Genomic DNA, 19,074 nt, shown 5'->3' with positions numbered 1-19,074 from the left:
ATTGGAGTACATAGCATACTCTGAGACTGATACTGGAGCGTACAGTCATTCATTAAACCGGGAATATCGGTTTTGCCGCCTTCAATAACCACAGTTTGCAGGGTATGTTTGACATAATAAACCAGCTTGAGCGGAATCACTGCCGAGTCATCTAGAGGTTGGGTTTGCAGTAAGGTTGTGGGTAACTCGTTATCGGAATTGATGTGAGTTATTGCCCGGATTTGCCATTCATCCTGATGGGGAAGTAGCAAAGCACAAGTTTCTGCCCCAGAAGTTTTCAAAATAATTTGATTGAGGGTGTCGAGTAATTCATCAAGCTGAATTTTACTGGATAAAGCTTGAGCCGCTTGCACAATCGAGGCGAAATCTAGGGCATCGGAAATACTGGTGCTGCTGGTACTGGAAGTATGCGAAGAGTGGCTAATCATTGCCAGCGTCTCTAGGGGATTAAAGCGAAGTTTGGGCTGATTTAGAATAGGTTGAAGTAATTGGGGATAGCGTTTTTCTAGGTCTTCAACTTTGGCTTGAGCACCCCAACGGGCATAACAGTAATATGCTTCCTGCATATAGCCTGCGGCAACTTTTTCTTTGCCCCAGTCAAGGTAGAATTTGGCGGCGAGTTCGTTGGCTAATGCTTCTTCTTGGATATAGTCATTTTCTTTTGCACCTGCGATCGCGCGATCGTAGAAGTCTATGGCTTCAGTTCTGTTACCCAAGATTTGATGTCTCTGAGCTTCTACTAAATCATACTTATGTAAGAAGTTCATGGGAGCATGATCTGCCCATTGCCGCATTTTTGCTTGCTTTTCCAAGACATGAACCCAGATGTTCTCTTTTTGCTCCACATCTATTAATTCAGAATATACAGCTAATTGAGTTAATGTATCATACCAATAAAAGATAGGAACCCAGAACAGTCCCGGAACTCCGTCTAAATATTGCTCGGCTATGACTGCAATTTTCCTAGCTTGTGCAATCTCTCCAAATAAGTAACTTAGCGTGAGTTTTTGAATATATAGAAAAGCCAAGGCAGTTCGATCGTTAGATTGATTGAGCCGTGGTATTTCTACATTTTCTCTAAAAAAATTGCCTTCCAACAAATCGGGATTTTCTACTTTAATAACTAAATTTATGACAGTTTGTTGAAAGCTGTTTATGTTTTGTAGGCAAGATTCCTGTTTAAGCTTGGCAATAACTTCACCATAGATTGACATTTCTCGTTCGAGTTCAAATAGTTCTTTGCCATAATAATAGGAATAACTTAAATAATTCATGATACAGTGGGAAGCATTTTGAATGTCACCGCTTTCTAAACCACTTTGATACCCTTCTACAAAAAGTTGAGTTGCTATTCTGAGCGATTTTTTCCAAAACTGAACTCCAGCACAAGCTACATTAATTGTATGAGCTTTACTGTCTTTGACTTTGGAATCTTCTAATAGCGCTAAAGCTAACTCACTAAATTGATAGCCCAGATCGATATTGTTGACGATTGCACACAAAAGCAGCCCGTATTTAGCATAAGCAGAGGCAGACTCAGAGGTGTTTCCGTACTCTAGGGATAAATTAACTTGCTTTAAGACAATCAACGGTAATAATTTAGGACTTGAGAGATAAGTGGCAGGAAACATAGTTGACAGAATCCGCATCATTGCCAGCTTATACGGATCTGTCATCTCTGGTAAATCGATTAAGCTTAAGGTATCTCTGTTATCTAGAATTAATAAGGTTTCTTTGAATGCTTGCTCAGTTTCAGAAGTGTCTGGTTCTAGGGAAAATCTTTCTCCTAAAAGTTCGAGAACATCAAGAGCTAGTTTGACAGCATCAAGCAACTTATTCTGAGCTTGAAATTTCTGGATTTTCAGATCGTAGGATTTGAGTTTGTCGAGAAGCGGATTGTCTTTTTGCAACACCACTTCAGTCAACCGATCCATCTGTTCAAAATCGCCACTGAGATATGTAGCTTCTGCGGCTGTTTCATACAGTGCTAATGCTAAAGGATATTGATGTTGCCAACAGTTTTCCTCTAGTAATTTGATCCCAAAAAGAGCATACTCGGCTCCAGCAGTATAAGCCGTAGAAATGTTAGCCTTTTGTCCAGCAGCTAAATTTAACCGAGCCAACTCTGGTTTTTCTGTAGAATGAAGTAACTCAAAACCTAGATTTAAATGACCTACAATGTCAAATAGGCGTTCTTCTTGTTCGATCTGAGAAGTTCCTTGCAACAAAAGTTGCCCAATTTTTAAATGTGTTGCTTGTTTTTGCTCGTCAGGAATCAAAGAATAAGCCGCTTGTTGAACGCGGTCATGCAAAAACCGATAAGTCGGATTAGCTAAACTATTAAAGGCTTCTTCATCCTCCAATTGGATAAAGAATTTATAGATTTCGGTAGTAGGAATAATCAAGCCTTCTTGCAATGCTTTCCATAAGGTTGTAGCTGCAACTTCCGCAGATTGTTCGCTAACAATAACTAAGGTATTCAAATCAAATTCAGCTCCAATACAAGCTGCTAATTTAAGGATATCCTGAGTCTGTGTCGGCAATTTTTGCAATTGCAATGCCATAAACTCCACGACATCATCAGTAAGTGCTAAGGCTTTAACTTGGGCAATATCGCACTGCCAATGTTGGATATTCCACTCAAAACTAATTAATTTATCGTCATGTAAGGCTTTGATAAACTGGGTTACAAAAAATGGGTTGCCTTGAGTTTTTTGATATACCAATTCTGTCAGCGGCTGTGCCAAGTTAGGAGAACAAACTAGCGTATCCGCTACCAATTGATTCAAACTAATTTTGTCGAGCGGTGCTAATGTAATGGTGTTGAGCGTTGTTCCTGCCTTACTAACTTCATCTAGGGTCAACATCAGGGGATGGGTTGGTGAGACTTCATTATCCCGATAGGCTCCCAGCAGCAACAGATAACCCAATTGCGACTCATTAACAAGCAATTGCATTAACTTCAGCGATGCCGAATCCGCCCATTGCAAGTCATCCAAAAACATCACCAAGGGATGCTCTTTTGTCGTAAAGACAGAAATGAATTTGTGGAAGAGCAAATTAAAGAGATTTTGAGCCGCAATCCCCGATAATTCTGGGGCGGGAGGTTGTTGTCCAATAATCCGTTCTAGTTCGGGAATAACTTCAATAATGACTTGTCCGTTGTCACCAAGAGCTTCGAGAATTTTAGTTTTCCATTCTTGGATTTTGGCATCACTTTCACTAAGTAACTGTGCCATAAAATCGCGGAAGGCCTGGACAAATGCCGAAAAGGGAATGTTGCGATTGAACTGGTCGAATTTGCCTTTGATGAAATAGCCCCGTTGCCGGACAATGGGTTTATGCACCTCGTTGATGACTGCCGTTTTACCAATCCCGGAGAACCCAGCGACTAGCATTAATTCTGATGTGCCATTCGCCACGCGATCGAAGGCACTCAACAGGGTTTGGACTTCAGTTTCTCGACCGTAAAGCTTTTCAGGAATCAGGAAGCGATCGCATACATCCCGCGTTCCTAACTCAAAAGTCTCAATGTTCCCAGTTGCTTGCCACTGCTGCAAACATCGTTCTAAGTCCTTCTTCAAGCCCAAGGCACTTTGATAGCGCTTTTCGGCATTCTTTGCCATCAACTTCATCACCAGATCCGACACTACCTGTGGGATTTCTTGGCTGTTAATTGAAGGAGGTTTTTTGCCAATATGGCAGTGAAGCAACTCCATCGGATCGTCACATTCAAATGGCAGTTTTCCTGTTAGCAGTTCGTAAAATGTGGCTCCTAGAGAATAAAAGTCGGTGCGGTAGTCAATACCTCGGTTCATTCGTCCGGTTTGTTCGGGAGAAATATAGGCGAGGGTTCCTTCTAAAACGTTGGGATTTTGAATTTCTTGAGTTTCTCTCGGCAGTAGGGAGGCGATGCTAAAGTCAATCAGTTTGACTTGTTTAGTTTCGGGATGAATCAGAACGTTAGCTGGCTTAATATCTTTGTGAATGACTCTGTTTCGGTACAGTCCGTCAAGAATGTCAGTTATTTGAATGGCAATTTCTAAGATTTCTGCTAGAGTCAGCTTCCGTTCTTGGGCGTAGTCTCGTAGGGAAATGCCACCAAAATCCTCCATCACGAGGGCATAGCTGTGGCGATAGGACTCTAAATTGTAGGGTTCAACTACTCCCGGCAGACGTAGATTTTTGGCGATGGTATACTGGTTGCGGAATTGCAGCAGTTCGCTAAAGCTGGGATAGTCTCGATTTAATAGTTTAATGACAACCGGAAGCTGATCTGTTTCTCGAATGGCTCGATAAACTAGGGTTCTCGAACCACAGTATAATTGCTCAACCAGATGATATCCAGAAATTCGGTTTGTCAAATCCACTGCGGTACTCCTCTGGATTACTCCATCTCAATGGAGTAATGATGACATTGACTCTTATCACTAAGTATAGCATTTCTCAGATAGATGAGGTACTATCCGGGATAGGGCATAGGCCTCCGTGGGCATAGGGCATAGGGCATACCTCATTTTTGTGAGAACCGCTATATAGCATTTCTCAGATAGATGAGGTATGTAATAATACCAATTTCATAAAGTAGTGCTAGATATTACCCGCCCCAACCCCCCCGCGAGTTCGGGGGGGCTAAGACTTCATCTATGGCACATCTTTAGAAAAATGGTATAAGGCTTTAAATTCCCGATATTCAGGGAACAGGAGTGTACCTCATCTTTTTAAGAAAGGCTATATACACTTTTATTGATCTAGTCTGAGGAAAATAAAACTGCGAAATCCCCAGCCTACAAACTCTACCGTTTTTATGCTTTTTAACTTTTGAATAAAAAGATGGCGCTCTATCAAGATAGTCTGAGGGAGCATCTGAATGAAAGCAGCTAAGCTAGAAATTGGAGTTTTGAGGCAGGAGGAAAGAAGAAGAAGGATGGAGCTAGAAGAAGTCTTTTTACAAATATGAGATGCTCCCGGATAGCAGGAGGCAGGAGACAGGAGACAGGAGACAGGAGGAAAGAGGAAGAAAGAAGGAGTCACAAGAAGTGTTTTTATAAATATGAGATGCTCCCAGACAAATCCCCCCTAGCCCCCCGAATCAAGGTGCGGACAAGAAGTTGCTCTTTCATCCCCCGACAATCATGCAGATGCGAGGGATCTCTCCGGGAATTAACAGCTTAACAATCGCTTATTGAGTTATGACGGGGACGGTTTCAAGCAGCAAGTCAAACTTTCGTCCGCCGAAGACCGACTGGTCGATCGAGGGGTTTCAAAACCCAGGTTTGGTATTAATCAACTGTGAAACGGCACCGTCAACAAAGGCAAAAGTGTTAAAATTAGCCAAGCAAAAAACCACTTATTCACCTTTAAAACTAATTCAGGCTCTGCCAACAGCGCCTCTATTCTCTCTCCCAATCTATTTTGCGAACCGACAGCACCAACCACGCAATCTACATCAAAATTTCGGTGCGGATAACTCGCCACTAACAGCAAAGCTTCTGCTAACAATAAACCATCCACTCCCGCCGCCGCCTTGGCATCAGCCCGCAATTCCCGCAGCGTTAATAACTCTTCCCACAAAGCTTGTGTATTCGGCAGCCACACAGTAATTTTTCGCAGCCATCCCAGCCAGAAAAACCAGAACGTATCGCGATAATAGTAGTGCGCTTGTTCGTGAGCAATTACTGCTTGCAGGTGAGCTGAGTCGAGGGTTTTTAACAATCCCGTACTGACTACAAATTCGGTTTTCCAAAAACCAATTATAGCAGAAAAAAAAGCTGGCGTGTTGATGATTTTGACATTAATTCCGGCTATTTTTTTCTGAGGAAAAGTGCGAATTTGCTTTAAAAATAGATAGCCATCTGTCGCTAACTTGACCCACAAAATTGTAGCTACGTTCAAAAAAGTTACAGCTAGCAAATAGCTAAACCATCCGTCCCACAATCTTACCATTTGTCCCTGAGTTCCCATAACAACAACTGCTGTAGCTGTCGCGAGCAACAGCAGCGGAGGAAATAAGAAAAATAAGAGCGATCGCTGCCAGCGACGGGCCCAATTTCCTTGAGGAACAGACCATCTAATTCTCAAAAAACAAGCTGCAACCAACGCGGTAAAAATCAGGATTAAGTGCATTATTTTTGCTCCTCCCGGGCTTGGCGGACAGCTTGAATGCGAAGGGAAATTTCTTGTAATTGTTCGACTGTTGCTTGGTCGAGGCTGTCAGCAAATGCTGCTACAATATCGGGATTGCCAACTGCTAGAAACTTTTGTAGGCGATCGTAAGCAAAAAGCGATCGGGCTTCTTCGCAAGAAACTAAAGGTTGCCAAGCGAACGTCCGTTCTGTTTTGTCGCAGGCCAGCCAACCCTTCTCGGTCAAGCGGCGCAGCACTGTTGTTACTGAAGCGTAGGCCAATTCGCGATCCGGATCGGCTAAAATGCGATCGTGCACGTCTTTGACTGTAGCAATTTCTAGCTCCCAAACTATATTTAAAATCTCAGCCTCCAAAGGGCCGAGAGAAAGTTGCTTGGGGCGATAATTCGGCAGAGGATTCATGTAATTTTAGATTTGAGGTTTGAGATTTTAGGGATAATATAATTAATTATCGATCGACAATACATCATTAAGGCTTTTTATCGACTGTTTCTTTAGAAAGGCTTAATCACTTTGCTATTTATAAGTTTGACAAGCCGTCATTTGACAGTTGCAGCAAAAAGTGTAAAAATCAGGCCGGAATTACCTGAGTTAGTATTTTAAGTATCCCTAAATGAAAAAACAACTAATCTTGGCCTCAACCTTGGCAGGCGCAGCTATTTTGGGCAGCTTTTTGGTGATTGACAGGCATCAAGCCACAGCCGCAGAAACTCAAGAAATCGAAATTAAATTTAGCGCAACGGTAGGCGAAAAATCTTTTAACTGTGGCGAAAGCTACAGCAATTTAGGCACTTCGGCTGCTACCGTTACACCTACAGATTTCCGCTTTTATGTATCCGAAGTTGCTTTAATTGACGGTAGTGGCAAAGCTGTACCGCTGACTCTCAAACAAGACGGCAAATGGCAGCATCAAAATGTGGCTTTGCTAGACTTTGAAAATAAATCCGGTGATTGCGCTAACGGAACAGTCGAAATTCGCGATCGAGTAATCGGCACAATACCCAAAGGCAACTACAAAGGCCTGCAATTCACCCTCGGCGTACCTTTTACCCTCAATCACGAAGACGCAAGTCTCGCACCTTCTCCCCTCAATTTAACATCCCTGTGGTGGAACTGGCGCGGCGGCTACAAATTTCTGAGGATTGACATGAAAAATCAAATGGCTGACAAAAACCCCGACGGTAAATCAGGCACAGAAAGCCGCCAAATTGCTCACAACGCAGGCAATCACGGCAGCAGTCACGGTGGCGGATTGCACGGTTTTATGATTCATTTAGGTAGCACGGGATGCAAAGCTGAAGGCAACAATCAAAAGCCGACTAGCTGTGCCAATCCTAACAAATCAAAAGTAATTTTTAGCAACTTCGATTCAACTAAAAATACAGTAATTGCTGACTTGAACTCCCTAGTTTCTCAAACTAATTTAACAGCAAATCAAGCCAATACTCCGCCCGGATGTATGTCGGAACCGAAGGACGGCGACTGCGCCGGAATCATGAAAAACTTAGGTTTGCCATTTGGAGATCAACCTGCTGCGGGACAAACTTTCTTTAAAATTCAGTAATAGCACTGACGCAGCATTTTTGTATAGCAGTCGTGGGGGCGGGTTGAGCTATATCTAGGCTGGTGCATTTTTGCTCGTTACCAGGCTCTGCCTGGTAATGCAGATCCGGAGGCTCTGCCTCTGTTTATGGCACACCTCAATCTCTATGTAATTGTCAAACCGCCGACTACCTACAAAACATCAAATGAAGTGGAAAAAATTATTAAATCTGACTATTATCTGCATTTTATCATGCTTCCTAGCAATTAGTTTGAGTGCAGTATTATCCCAGCCAAATTTTAGTTTAGCCACTGCACCGCCTCCAACTTACAATTGGAACATTCCCGCTGGAATACCAAAACCAATTGTACCAGCCGACAACCCAATCAGCCAAGAAAAAGTCGAATTAGGCAGGCATCTTTTCTATGAAAAACGCCTGTCAATCACAGGAAAATTTTCCTGCGCTTCCTGTCACATTCAAGCCAAAGCTTTTACCGACGGAAAAACGCTAGGAGTCGGCGCAACCGGAGAAAAACACCCGCGCAATGCTATGAGTTTAGCTAACATTGGCTACAATTCCGTGCTGACTTGGGCAAACCCGCTACAAAATAAACTCGAATCTCAGCTATTAGTACCTTTGTTTGGCGAACATCCCGTAGAAATGGGAATGGTTGGTAAAGAAGAGGAACTTTTGCTAATATTGCGATCGGATTCGCAATACCAAAAAATGTTTGCGGCAGCTTTTAGTCAACAACCCAATCCTATTGATATTAGCAACTTAGCAAAGGCGATCGCCTCTTTTGAACGCACTTTAATTTCCCTGACTTCTCCCTACGACAGATACCGCTACAGCGGCGACTCCGGCGCAATTTCAGCTTCAGCCAAGCGGGGCGAAGAATTATTTAACAGCGAACGTTTAGAATGCTTTCACTGCCACGGCGGACTAAACTTCTCAGATTCTATTATGCACGATCGCCTAGCTTTCAAAGAAATAGCTTTTCACAATACAGGATTGTACAATCTTGACGGCAAAGGCGCTTATCCGCCCAACAATACTGGAGTATACGAAATCACCAGCGAACCCTCGGACATGGGCAAATTCAAAGCACCAACCCTGCGAAATATTGCTTTGACAGCGCCTTATATGCACGACGGAAGTATCAAAACCTTGCCCGAAGTTATCGGCCACTACAAAGCGGGCGGCAGAACTATTAAAAAAGGAGAATTGGCGGGAATAGGCAGCGAAAATCCGCTCAAAAGTAACTTTGTTTCTGGCTTCAAACTCAACGTGCAAGAACAGCGCGATTTGTTGGCTTTTTTGCACAGCTTAACCGATGAAAGATTGATCACAAATTCTGCTTTTAGCGACCCATTCGTTCGTAGTGAAGACTTTAGTCCTTAATTTTTTAGGAGGATTTTAGCCCTCACTACGAACCTATTTTATTCGCCGTAGCCGCCAGTAACCTTACCCCGAAATACAATGTAATTGTAGATGTTGTAAAAAATCATGATCGGGATCAAAAAGCCAATGAACACAATCATAAACACCAGGGCGCTGGGGGAAGCTGCGGCTTGGTAAATCGTAATTTTGGTCGGAATAATGTACGGAAAAACAATCAATCCCAAGCCAATAAAACTTAGCAAAAAAATTAATATTGTCCACACAAACGGCGTTTTTTCTTCTTTTTTTGCTAGGCTTTTTAGCAGCATTCCTACCAGTAGCAATCCCACCAAAGGAATAGCCACAAATACATAAACTAGCGGTTTCTCGAACAACCTGGATCTAGCACTTTCGTAAAAAATCGGAGTGGCGATCGTAATTAAAACTGCTCCGATTAAAGTCGTCACCGCCGCAATTTTAGCAGTGCGATAGTGATTTGTTTGCAGTTCTCCGTCAGTCTTCATAATTAGATAGGTGGAACCGATCAAAACATAGCCTTGAACCAGCGTCAAAGCTACCAAGATCGATCGCCAATCCAGCCAATCCCAAGTTGTCCCCACAAAATGCCCGGCCTCATCCACCGCAATGCCTTCAAGCACCGCACCGAGGGCAAATCCTTGAGCTAAAGCAGCCAAAAAACTGCCGACCCCAAAAGCATAATTCCAAAATTTTTTCCGGTTAGAATGCTCCCGAAATTCAAAGGCGACAGCCCGAAATATCAAACCAAAAAGCATCATGCAAATCGGTATGTACAAAGCAGTTAAAATCGTGCCGTAAGCGAGGGGAAATGCCCCAAACAAAGCGCCTCCCATTAAAACCAGCCAAGTTTCGTTAGCATCCCAAACGTTGCCCAGACTGGTCATTAAAATGCCCCTGCGTTCCTCATCGTCAGCAGTCAAAGACAAGATTCCAACTCCCAAATCAAAACCGTCTAGCATGATGTAAAGGAGTAGAAATAGAGCCAAGACTACAAACCAAACTTGCGGGAGAAAATGCTCCAAAGCTTGCATAAAATCTCCTATTGTTGTGCTTCTGCTGGACGTTGATTGGGAATATGTTCTGCGGGTTGAGTTTCGATGGCGGGTTCATCCTCTAATCCCGGCACCGGTAGATTTAAATTCGGCCCTTTGCGGATAATTCTGCTGCCGAAATACAAGGCACAAACAAACAAAAAGCTGTAAATAACTGCAAAGAAAGTGAGGGAAGTTAAAACATTGCTAGCGGGGATTGCCGATACACCATCAGCAGTGCGAATTTGCCCGTATAAAACCCAGGGCTGTCGGCCGACACAGCGCACTATCCAACCGGATTCTACAGCAATATATCCCAGCGGCGCAGCTAATACCCAAGCGCGCATCAGCCAAGGTTGATTGCTAATATTTTCGGGCGAAAGTTTGCCTCGCAGCCACTGAATTATACTGAATAACATCAATCCTAGAAAAAAGAATCCAATCCCGGACATGATGCGGAAAGAATAGTAGATTAAACCCACCATTCTTGGTCTATCTTCGGGCTTCCATTCTTTTAAGCCGAGAACTGGTTCGGATAGTTTTTGCTTGAATTCCAGAACGTATCCTAAGCCATTAGGAATCTTAATTTCCCAGTCATTTTTTTGAGCTTTTTCGTTAGGTAAAGCCAGCAAAGTCCAATCGGCTGACTCTCCGGCTGGGGAGGTTTCCCACTTAGCTTCAATCGCAGCTAATTTAGTGGGTTGATAGTGATAAACTTGTTCGGCGCTCAAATGTCCGATGAATATCTGCAAAGGTGCAACGGCGATGGCTGTGGCTATGGCAATTTTTAATGATTTGGAAAAAAAGGCTTGGTTGCGCTTGTTAAGAATGTACCAAGCGCTAATGCCGCCAATTACAAACAGTGAAGTTTCTAACGTCGCAAAAAACATATGCAAAATGCTGTTTAATGCGAAGGGGTTCATAATTGCTTGAAAGTAATCGCTGACAATAAATTTGCCATTGACCATTTCTCCGCCCGCTGGAGTTTGCAGCCAAGAGTTGGCGACTAAAATCCAGACTGTGGAAAGGTTTGCGCCGAAGGCTACCATGATTGTAGCGAAATAATGGACGATCGGGTGAACGCGCTCCCAACCAAATAGCATAATTCCTAAAAAGCCTGCTTCTAGCATAAATGCCATTGAAGCTTCAAAGCCTAAAATGCTGCCAAAAAAGTCACCAACAGCTTCCGAAAATGGGGCCCAGTTCGTGCCAAATTGAAATTCCATCGGAATCCCGGAAGCTACGCCAATGCCGAAGTTGAGGACGTAGAGTTTCGACCAAAAACGAGCGTGGTGGTAGTAGTCAGGATTGCGAGTTTTTAGCCACATTCCTTCAACAATTACTAGATAAATTCCCATTCCAGTAGTCAGAACTGGCCATAGCATATGGAATATTGCCGTTAGCGCAAATTGCATCCGCGATAGCGCGACGGTGTTTGATAAGATATCCATTGTTATATCCTTTAGTCAGTTCAAGAGAGGTTAGTTTGAACAATTTCCAGAATTGACGCTGGTTATAATGTAATGTAAAAATTTGTGAGATTTTGTAGAGTTGGCAATTTTTAAGGTTTTATACAGATTTGATCGGAATGATTTAACCGCAGAGAACGCAGAGAACGCAGAGAAAGAGAAGAGAGAGATGAATAATTCTGATGAAGAGCGTATATGATATTACCGAAGGTTGGGTGGGGGCGGGTTTATGAGATTGTGGGTTTTAGGCGTTTATTGTCAGGTTTACCCGCCCCTACAAGATTTATGTTGGGTGATGGAAAGATGATCTTAGCGAACCGTGACAGTATAATTAAATTTAAATGGTTTAAAATTAGCTTTGTTTTTGGCTGTTCCGCTCAATTCAAGTTCGTAAATACCAGCTTTGGGAAATACGATATCGGTGCCCGGAATGCCTTGATATTTCTCCGCAGATACTGCTTTTAAAGGCGGCTGCATCAGGGGCTTGTCCCCCTCTTTGTGCTGTTTGGGATAAACTGCTAATTTGCAGTTACACTGCTCTAGTGGGATTATTTTACCGCCCCGGCGAGTCAGGGCAAACCAAACTCTGGCGGTTTCTCCGGCGCGGGGGTTGTGGTTGGGTTCTAGGTGAAAGGTAGCGGCTACATCTCCCGATACTTCCACTTCGTGCGCCCAAACTGAAATCGAGTTTAAGTGCGGCGCATTGGGAATTGCTGCTTCAATTAGCAATCCTAAAAAAACTAATATTCCCAAACATTTACTTTTGTTTGACAGGCGCAACATAGAACTTCTCCAGTGATAAAATTGACCAAAATAAGCGCGATCGCACGCACAGAACTAACACTGCAACTACGGCTAAAACGGCGGTCAGCAGTTGATTGTGCAGCTTCCATTCAAAGCCGCCGAGATAGTGGGAACCGATGAGGGCTGCGTGGATGGCGGACAGCAAAAAAGCGGGAACGGTTAACAGGTGAATTCGCCGCCACAGTTGGCCTAAATAATGTTGAAGGCGATCGACACTTGTTACCGCTGCAGGTACCATTAACAGCAGCGCCGTCATCCCAGCTACGATTCCCAACTGATGTTGCGGCAACATGAAAGACACGGCATCAAAATTCCATTTCAGCGTATGATCCAACATATGAAAGGTGTGGGCAAGGGCGATCGCGATCGCACCCACACCCAAAGCGCGCCGGTAACGCAGCAGTGCCGGCAAAAACTTGCTAACGGGACGCGCCAACAGTGCTAGCATCAAGCACAGCAGCGCTGCGTGGCCTGTAAAATCGACCATTTCGTCGGTTCGCAGCAAGGTAAGAATCCCGATCGAAATTGTCACCCATCCGCCCATCCGAAACAGTTGACTTTGTTTGTCAGCGCTCAACCTGCCGGCAAAAAAACCTACTCCCAGCATGGTTGGTAGGGTTCCCAGTCCAAAAGCCAACATCGTCGCCGCACCCAAAACCGGATTTCCCGTTTGGGCCGCTTTAATCTGGGCGGCGTAGAGGAAACCGCAGGGAATTAAACCCCAAAGCAAGCCCAAAGCCACGGGCACCCACCATTTTTTTTTCGTCGAAAGCTTGTTCATGGCTTGTGCGACTCGATCGTGCGACATTGGGTGCAACAGTGGTAATCGCGGCAGCAAACCCGGTTTGATTTGGACTACTCCGAACCAAACCAGCATTGTACCTGTCAGAAGTGCGATCGCCCGCCGCAATCCGCTACCGGTACCGGCCATTTGTCCGCCAGCAATTAACGCTGAACCCAGTCCGCCAATGGCGGCACCAACCACAGCGTAGGCCGCAATTCTCCCTAAATTCAGCAGCAAATGAAAGCGGAAAGTCGCTAATTTTTCGTTGCGGGAATTGGAGAGAGAAAACGCCACTGTCAGCGGGCCACACATTCCCGCGCAGTGACCGAAACTGCCGAGAAATCCCAAAGTGCTAATTAGCAGCAGGTCTAGCATTTTGCTGGTTTTTCCCTAAATAAGGCGATCGAGATATTGACAATATTTTTTGACCTCGTACAAATTTTGCTCTCAGTCGATCGCTTTTGTCAAAAGACAGGCTGTCAAACTTCTAATAACAATTTCATAAAGTAGCGCTAGATATTACACCCCCCAACCCCCCCGATAGTTTGGGGGACTAAGACTTCATCAGCACATCTTTAGAAAAATGGTATAACTGTACTTTTGTGATAACCGCTATATTGACTAATCACTAATCACTAGCCTTCAACTTCGCTCAGGCTAAAATGACTAATGACTAACAACCAATAACCAATAACCAATAACCAATAACTAATAACTACTGACTACTGACTACTGACTACTGACTACTGACTACTGACTACTGACTAATAATTATTTTTGTTCTGGATGCGCGGCCGCCGGCGAAGCTGAACCCATTTGATTGATAGCAGCAATTAGCTGATAAAGCCGCCCCAAATTCCGCTGGTTGAAATGCAAAGTCAGGCGCGGTAGATCGAAAGTTGGATCTCCTATTTCTGGAGCCAAAGCTTGACTTTTTGCGATTTTTCCGGTGACAACAATATCGCTAAAATCAGTATTTAGCCGATCGACATTTTCCTCAGAAAGCTCAGTTTTTAAGCGAATTACCAGTTGTTCGCGCACGTAGCGGCAGGAGTGATAAACTAGATAAAAACTCGCGATCGCCTCGCAAGCTACATTTACATCGTCTGTAATCGTGTAGAGACTGCGATCGTCAGCAGAAATCAAACCCCGGCCACCCAATTGTTTTTGCACAAAATTATTCCAATCAAGCCAGTAATCTCCTCCGGGTCGATCGATCAATATTACAGGAGCAGGCCCGAATTTGCCGGTTTGAGTCAAAGTCAGACACTCAAAAGCCTCGTCGAGAGTGCCGAAACCGCCCGGAAACAAAGCTAAAGCATCGCTTTCCCGCAGAAAAAATAACTTGCGAGTGAAGAAATATTTAAAATTGAGCAACTTGGAGTCGCCGGCAATAAAAGGATTGGAATCTTGCTCGAAAGGTAACTGAATGTTGAGCCCGAAAGAACGTTCAGCAGTCGCCCCCTCATTCGCCGCCTGCATGATTCCGCCGCCGCCGCCAGTAATCACCATAAATCCCTGCTGGGCGATCGCCCGTGCAAAATCTCTCGCTATCAAATATTCCGGCGATTTTGGGGATACCCTCGCCGAACCAAAAATCGCGATTTTGCGAACGTGGAGGTAAGGATAAAACAGGGAGAAAGCTTTTTCCATATCTCGCAGAGACGACGAGATAATTTTCCAGTCCAGGCGATCGAGCTCCTCTCCTGCCATTTGCACTATAGTCGAGAGCGATCGTTCGATCCACTCTGAGTGCTTCAACATTGGTAGGCGATCGATCAAATCGAGCGCATCAGCTTGGAGGGACTCAAAACCTTGACATGAAGGAACCATGAACTTTTCTGAAATGGTAACAATTTATTGCTAAAAAAAATTAAGGGGCAAGCCAAATTTAGAAGTTAATAGCCACCAGCAAATTGCCCTGCTGACAACTAATAACTTTTCTACTAGCTTTGCCCCCGTTCTGAAGCTGCGGCTTTCGCTGCCCAAAAAAACAGTGCCACACTGCTCGGAGTTGGGCGAAACTTACTTTTTGCACCATTCTCGCTTAACAGGCTGTATGCCCTGTTAAGCGAGATATCGAATTTCTTGTGGGGTGGGCAGTTTCAGAAACCCGCTCTTGAAAAACTTATTGGCAATGGTGCAATATGTTGGGTTAAATGTACTTTTCCAGAGTGTTGGCCAGAGTAGTTTTCGGAACTGCCCCAACCACCATATCAACCCGCTGACCGCCCTTAAATATCATCAGCGTCGGAATGCTGCGGATACCGTATTGGCTGGCGACGTTAGGGTTTTCGTCGGTATTAACTTTTACTACCTTCACTTGCCCTTCATATTGGTTGGCAATTTCCTCTACGACGGGTGCCACCATGCGACAGGGCCCGCACCAAGGAGCCCAAAAATCCACTAGAACTGGAACTTCGCTATCGAGCACTTCCTGCTTAAAGGTAGAGTCGGTTACTTGCGCGGCTGCTGACATCCCTAGCCATCCTTGTAAATACTATTTCTTTGTTAACAAGTTTAGCAAATAGTGTTACCACTTGCATGACCGATTTTAACAGAACGAAGTTTGGCAACGAATGTTGTAACGGATGTAACCGATTGAACGGATTGATGTTAAGGGCGCAAGACATTCGTGCTGGGGCGATCGAGCAAAACCGAGCATGAAAAATACTTTTTTCGCTCAAAACTGAAAAGTCATCAAATCCCGTAGCATCCCAAATACGAGGGTGGCTTCGCCTCCGGCCGCCATTTTGGTGATGGTAATCGATCGGACATCAGAACAGCCCTCCCCAATCTCCCCCAAAATTGGGAGCAAACAGCCTTAACCCCTTAGCCAGTAAGCAAACAAGAGCGCCGGCACTAAAAAAGGAACCGCCCGAACAGTAGTCCGGGCGGAGTGTGGTGTGAGGAGTGAACGGAAACTTTTGTCTCCGCTTCCTCTATTGTGACATCTCCTTTTGGATAATTCCACAAAAATTCTGTAAATTTTGAGACTCTTGAACAAATTTTGTCAAGATATCCTGGAATTTGATCGGTAAATCTACTTACCCATGCCCAACTGCTGAGCTTTTTGATAGACTTTACCCTCAGTCAGCAGAGAAGGAGCAATCACCACTTCCACTTGCTGCATCTCCTTAAGGTTCTTAGCACCCAGAGTTCCCATGCTAGTTTTCAGAGCTCCGAGCAAGTTGTGCGTACCATCATCTAGCAGCGCAGGCCCCCGCAAAATTTGCTCCGCAGTACCCGTAGTCCCGACACGAATCCGAGTACCCCGCGGCAAAACCGGGCTCGGAGTCGCCATCCCCCAGTGGAAGCCCCGGCCTGGAGCTTCAGCAGCCCTAGCAAAGGGCGAACCAATCATCACTCCATCGGCACCGCAAGCAATGCACTTGCAGATATCGCCGCCGGTAATTAAACCGCCGTCAGCAATCACCGACACATATTTGCCAGTTTCGCGATAGTAGTCGTCCCGCGCGGCGGCGCAGTCTGCTACCGCTGTGGCTTGAGGAACACCGACACCCAATACGCCCCGAGACGTGCAAGCAGCCCCCGGCCCGATGCCCACGAGAATGCCTGCAGCGCCAGTTTTCATTAAATTCATGGCGACTTCGTAGGTCACGCAGTTGCCCAAAATTACCGGTATTGGCATCTCTTGACAGAACTGGGTCAAGTCTAAGGAGGCGATCGACTCAGGGGAAAGAAAAGCCGTCGAGACTACAGTCGCTTGCACAAAAAATATATCTGCTCCCGATTTAGCAACCGCCTGGCCATATTTGCTCGCGGCTGCAGGTGTACCGCTGACAGCAGCAATCCCTCCTCCAGCTTTAATTTCTTTAATTCTGAGCTCGATTAATTCGGGCTTAATGGGTTCTGCATAGAGTTGCTGCATCAGGGAAACAAATTCGTGGTTCCCAACAGAAGCGATCCGCTCTAAAATTGGTTGGGGGTCGGCATAGCGCGTTTGAATTCCTTCTAGGTTGAGAACGCCCATTGCTCCCAATTCCGACAGCAAAATGGCCATCCGCACATCGACTACTCCATCCATGGCGCTAGCAATGATTGGGATTTCTCGATCGATCCCGCCAATCTGCCACTTGGTATCTGCCAAACTCGGATCGAGAGTGCGCTGTCCGGGTACCAGCGCGATTTCATCTATGCCGTAAGCTCGGCGAGCGCTTTTGCCCCGCCCAATTTCAATATTCACGCTGTTTCACTTCCACAATGTATTTAAATTAGATTAACAAAATCGTAGCCTGCTTGAGGGTAGCGATCGCGCGAGTGTGTTAAAAAAAGTTCGGCACTAATTCTGACTCTATGGAATCCCAGGAAATACTTTTTATCAGCAACGGCCACGGAGAAGATGCGATCAACTGTCAAATAGTCCAAGCTTTGAGAGCATCAGGCGCGGATGTTGACGTGGCTGCGATACCGATTGTAGGCGACGGGGCTGCTTACGGGCGATCGGGCGTACCAATTATCGGGCCCACAAGTCCCATGCCATCTGGCGGAGTTTTTTACATGAATCCCCTGTTTTTCCTCAAAGATGTGAGGGCGGGGCTAGTTCGTTTGACTTTACAGCAACTCAAGGCTACTAGGAAGCATTCGCAGCGCTGCGATTTGGTAGTGACGACTGGAGATATTGTCGCGGCGGGGTTCGCCCATGCCACAGGTCGGCCCTATATAATTTTTCTGTCAGCTCATTCTACTTATTACGAAGGGCTAGCCGATTTGGGTTTCCTCTTGAATTATTTGCTTTCCTCCGAGCAATGTCTAGCCATTTTCACGAGGGACGCATTGACTGCTGCGGACTTAAACCGACAGGGTTTCGAGAAAGCCATATTTGTCGGCAATCCTGTCATGGACAACCTCAGTCCTACAGGCAAAGATTTGCAGTTAAAAGCCGGAGTTAGGACGATCGCCCTTCTCCCCGGTTCTCGCCTCCCCGAAGCCAGCGACAACCTGATTTTGCTGCTGGAATTAGTCAAAGAAATTGCAGCCACTGCTTCGCCATCAGTGCAGTTTCGGGCCGCATTAGTTCCGAGTCTAATGCTCGAATTAGATAATATTGCAGCACAAGCCGGATGGCTGCACCGAGAAGGAAAGCTAACTTTTCCAGGAATCAAACAGCCAGGTAGCGCAGAAGCAGAAACCGTGGAAGTAATTTGTTATTCAGATACTTTCGCCGACATTGTGCAGCAGTCGAAGTTAGTAATCGGGATGACAGGAAGTGCGATCGAACAAGCAGTAGGCTTAGGGAAACCCGTAATTACCATCCCCGGAAACGGCCCATCATTTACCTATCGGTTTGCAGAGGCTCAAAGTCGGCTTTTAGGTGGTTCCGTACAAGTTATTGGCACAGAAACAGCAACACTTGACATTATTAAAGAAGCTGCTTTAGCAGTCGAACGCACATTTCAAGACAAAAAATATTTAGAAAATTGCGTAAAAAATGGCTTAGAAAGAATGGGCGCACCAGGAGGCAGCCTCAAAATTGCTAATTACATCGCAAAACATCTAAAATAAATTGTTACCACAATCCTGCACGCATAAAACCTCCACAACCGAATTCTTGTCATTTCTACAAACTGTGACAAATGTTCTAGCCTAAGATGACTCGGCGGTTAAAACCGCGTCTGCACTTTGGTATCAATTAGCATCAGCATCATTCAATTCTCTTTTCTTTCTCAGCGTCCTCTGCGTCCTCTGCGGTTTAATCAAATCCTCTATTATAATAAACAAGCTGAAAACCCTGTGACTTCAGTCCGGGGATGAAAGGTCGCGGGAGGCTTTAGCCTCAAGCGTAAGCTTCCTGTTTCATCATTGTAAATTTTTTTGACTGATCGAACAATCTTACGTCAAACGATATAAGATAAA

Annotated in this window: 14 protein-coding genes; 3 read left to right on the top strand and 11 right to left on the bottom strand. The window is 45.0% G+C overall.

Annotated elements, in window-relative coordinates:
• The 3 genes from QUB13_RS23720 to QUB13_RS23710 all read right to left on the bottom strand — a co-directional run.
• On the bottom strand, window positions 1–4,370 hold a 4,370-nt coding region (locus QUB13_RS23720), incomplete at its 3' end, for an ATP-binding protein (RefSeq protein ID WP_333385616.1).
• A 916-nt stretch (window positions 4,371–5,286) separates the two neighbouring features.
• Complete coding sequence (locus QUB13_RS23715; RefSeq protein WP_333385613.1) at window positions 5,287–6,126, bottom strand: M56 family metallopeptidase; 840 nt, start codon at window positions 6,124–6,126, stop codon at window positions 5,287–5,289.
• On the bottom strand, window positions 6,126–6,548 hold the full coding sequence (locus QUB13_RS23710) for a BlaI/MecI/CopY family transcriptional regulator (RefSeq protein ID WP_333090177.1): 423 nt from the start codon (window positions 6,546–6,548) through the stop codon (window positions 6,126–6,128). Before QUB13_RS23710 ends, QUB13_RS23715 begins: the two co-directional genes overlap by 1 nt.
• Before the next feature lie 211 nt (window positions 6,549–6,759).
• Between QUB13_RS23710 and QUB13_RS23705 the strand changes: the two genes are divergently transcribed.
• Together QUB13_RS23705 and QUB13_RS23700 are read left to right on the top strand one after the other, a co-directional pair.
• Window positions 6,760–7,710, top strand: coding sequence for an MbnP family copper-binding protein (locus QUB13_RS23705; RefSeq protein ID WP_333385609.1), 951 nt, complete (start codon window positions 6,760–6,762; stop codon window positions 7,708–7,710).
• Window positions 7,711–7,894: 184 nt separating this feature from the next.
• Window positions 7,895–9,091 carry an MbnH family di-heme enzyme gene (locus QUB13_RS23700; protein WP_333385605.1) on the top strand — a complete coding sequence of 399 codons (1,197 nt, stop codon included), beginning with the start codon at window positions 7,895–7,897 and terminating at the stop codon, window positions 9,089–9,091.
• Between the two features lie 38 nt (window positions 9,092–9,129).
• On the opposite strand, the gene cydB is transcribed toward QUB13_RS23700, so the two are convergent.
• From cydB to QUB13_RS23660, 8 genes are all read right to left on the bottom strand, one after another.
• The gene (gene cydB / locus QUB13_RS23695) at window positions 9,130–10,140 is read right to left on the bottom strand and encodes a cytochrome d ubiquinol oxidase subunit II (RefSeq protein WP_333090185.1); all 1,011 of its coding nucleotides are present in this window, start codon (window positions 10,138–10,140) and stop codon (window positions 9,130–9,132) included.
• An 8-nt stretch (window positions 10,141–10,148) separates the two neighbouring features.
• A complete protein-coding gene (locus QUB13_RS23690) occupies window positions 10,149–11,591 on the bottom strand; it encodes a cytochrome ubiquinol oxidase subunit I (protein ID WP_333385601.1) in 1,443 nt (480 codons plus the stop codon).
• A gap of 327 nt (window positions 11,592–11,918) precedes the next feature.
• Window positions 11,919–12,392, bottom strand: a complete 474-nt coding sequence (locus tag QUB13_RS23685) for a hypothetical protein (protein WP_333385598.1) — start codon at window positions 12,390–12,392, stop codon at window positions 11,919–11,921.
• Window positions 12,367–13,572 (bottom strand): urease accessory protein UreH domain-containing protein, encoded by a 1,206-nt coding sequence (locus QUB13_RS23680; protein WP_333385595.1) that lies wholly within the window; start codon window positions 13,570–13,572, stop codon window positions 12,367–12,369. The genes QUB13_RS23685 and QUB13_RS23680 overlap by 26 nt, the downstream gene beginning before the upstream one ends.
• Window positions 13,573–13,968: 396 nt before the next feature.
• On the bottom strand, window positions 13,969–15,030 hold the full coding sequence (locus tag QUB13_RS23675) for an LOG family protein (RefSeq protein WP_333385592.1): 1,062 nt from the start codon (window positions 15,028–15,030) through the stop codon (window positions 13,969–13,971).
• A gap of 322 nt (window positions 15,031–15,352) precedes the next feature.
• Window positions 15,353–15,676 carry a thioredoxin gene (gene trxA / locus QUB13_RS23670; protein ID WP_194011591.1) on the bottom strand — a complete coding sequence of 108 codons (324 nt, stop codon included), beginning with the start codon at window positions 15,674–15,676 and terminating at the stop codon, window positions 15,353–15,355.
• 204 nt (window positions 15,677–15,880) lie between these two features.
• Window positions 15,881–16,015, bottom strand: a complete 135-nt coding sequence (locus QUB13_RS23665) for a hypothetical protein (protein WP_333090199.1) — start codon at window positions 16,013–16,015, stop codon at window positions 15,881–15,883.
• Between the two features lie 225 nt (window positions 16,016–16,240).
• Window positions 16,241–17,404: a GuaB3 family IMP dehydrogenase-related protein gene (locus QUB13_RS23660; protein WP_194011590.1), complete on the bottom strand. Its 1,164-nt coding sequence runs from the start codon at window positions 17,402–17,404 to the stop codon at window positions 16,241–16,243.
• 110 nt (window positions 17,405–17,514) lie between these two features.
• Between QUB13_RS23660 and QUB13_RS23655 the strand changes: the two genes are divergently transcribed.
• Window positions 17,515–18,723 (top strand): lipid-A-disaccharide synthase-related protein, encoded by a 1,209-nt coding sequence (locus tag QUB13_RS23655; protein WP_333385589.1) that lies wholly within the window; start codon window positions 17,515–17,517, stop codon window positions 18,721–18,723.
• Window positions 18,724–19,074 lie beyond the last annotated feature (351 nt).

Origin of the sequence: Microcoleus sp. B4-D4, from assembly GCF_036705185.1 — a bacterium.
Taxonomy (GTDB): domain Bacteria; phylum Cyanobacteriota; class Cyanobacteriia; order Cyanobacteriales; family Microcoleaceae; genus Microcoleus.
The sequence above is the reverse complement of the archived record's forward strand: the minus strand, read 5'-3'. Positions and strand labels throughout refer to the sequence as shown.

Bases quoted from the DNA above. Each gene is read 5' to 3' on its own strand.
- QUB13_RS23715 (WP_333385613.1), bottom strand. From the start codon at position 6,126: ATGCACTTAATCCTGATTTTTACCGCGTTGGTTGCAGCTTGTTTTTTG.
- QUB13_RS23710 (WP_333090177.1), bottom strand. From the start codon at position 6,548: ATGAATCCTCTGCCGAATTATCGCCCCAAGCAACTTTCTCTCGGCCCT.
- QUB13_RS23705 (WP_333385609.1), top strand. From the start codon at position 6,760: ATGAAAAAACAACTAATCTTGGCCTCAACCTTGGCAGGCGCAGCTATT.
- QUB13_RS23700 (WP_333385605.1), top strand. From the start codon at position 7,895: ATGAAGTGGAAAAAATTATTAAATCTGACTATTATCTGCATTTTATCA.
- cydB (WP_333090185.1), bottom strand. From the start codon at position 10,140: ATGCAAGCTTTGGAGCATTTTCTCCCGCAAGTTTGGTTTGTAGTCTTG.
- QUB13_RS23690 (WP_333385601.1), bottom strand. From the start codon at position 11,591: ATGGATATCTTATCAAACACCGTCGCGCTATCGCGGATGCAATTTGCG.
- QUB13_RS23685 (WP_333385598.1), bottom strand. From the start codon at position 12,392: ATGTTGCGCCTGTCAAACAAAAGTAAATGTTTGGGAATATTAGTTTTT.
- QUB13_RS23680 (WP_333385595.1), bottom strand. From the start codon at position 13,572: ATGCTAGACCTGCTGCTAATTAGCACTTTGGGATTTCTCGGCAGTTTC.
- QUB13_RS23675 (WP_333385592.1), bottom strand. From the start codon at position 15,030: ATGGTTCCTTCATGTCAAGGTTTTGAGTCCCTCCAAGCTGATGCGCTC.
- trxA (WP_194011591.1), bottom strand. From the start codon at position 15,676: ATGTCAGCAGCCGCGCAAGTAACCGACTCTACCTTTAAGCAGGAAGTG.
- QUB13_RS23655 (WP_333385589.1), top strand. From the start codon at position 17,515: ATGGAATCCCAGGAAATACTTTTTATCAGCAACGGCCACGGAGAAGAT.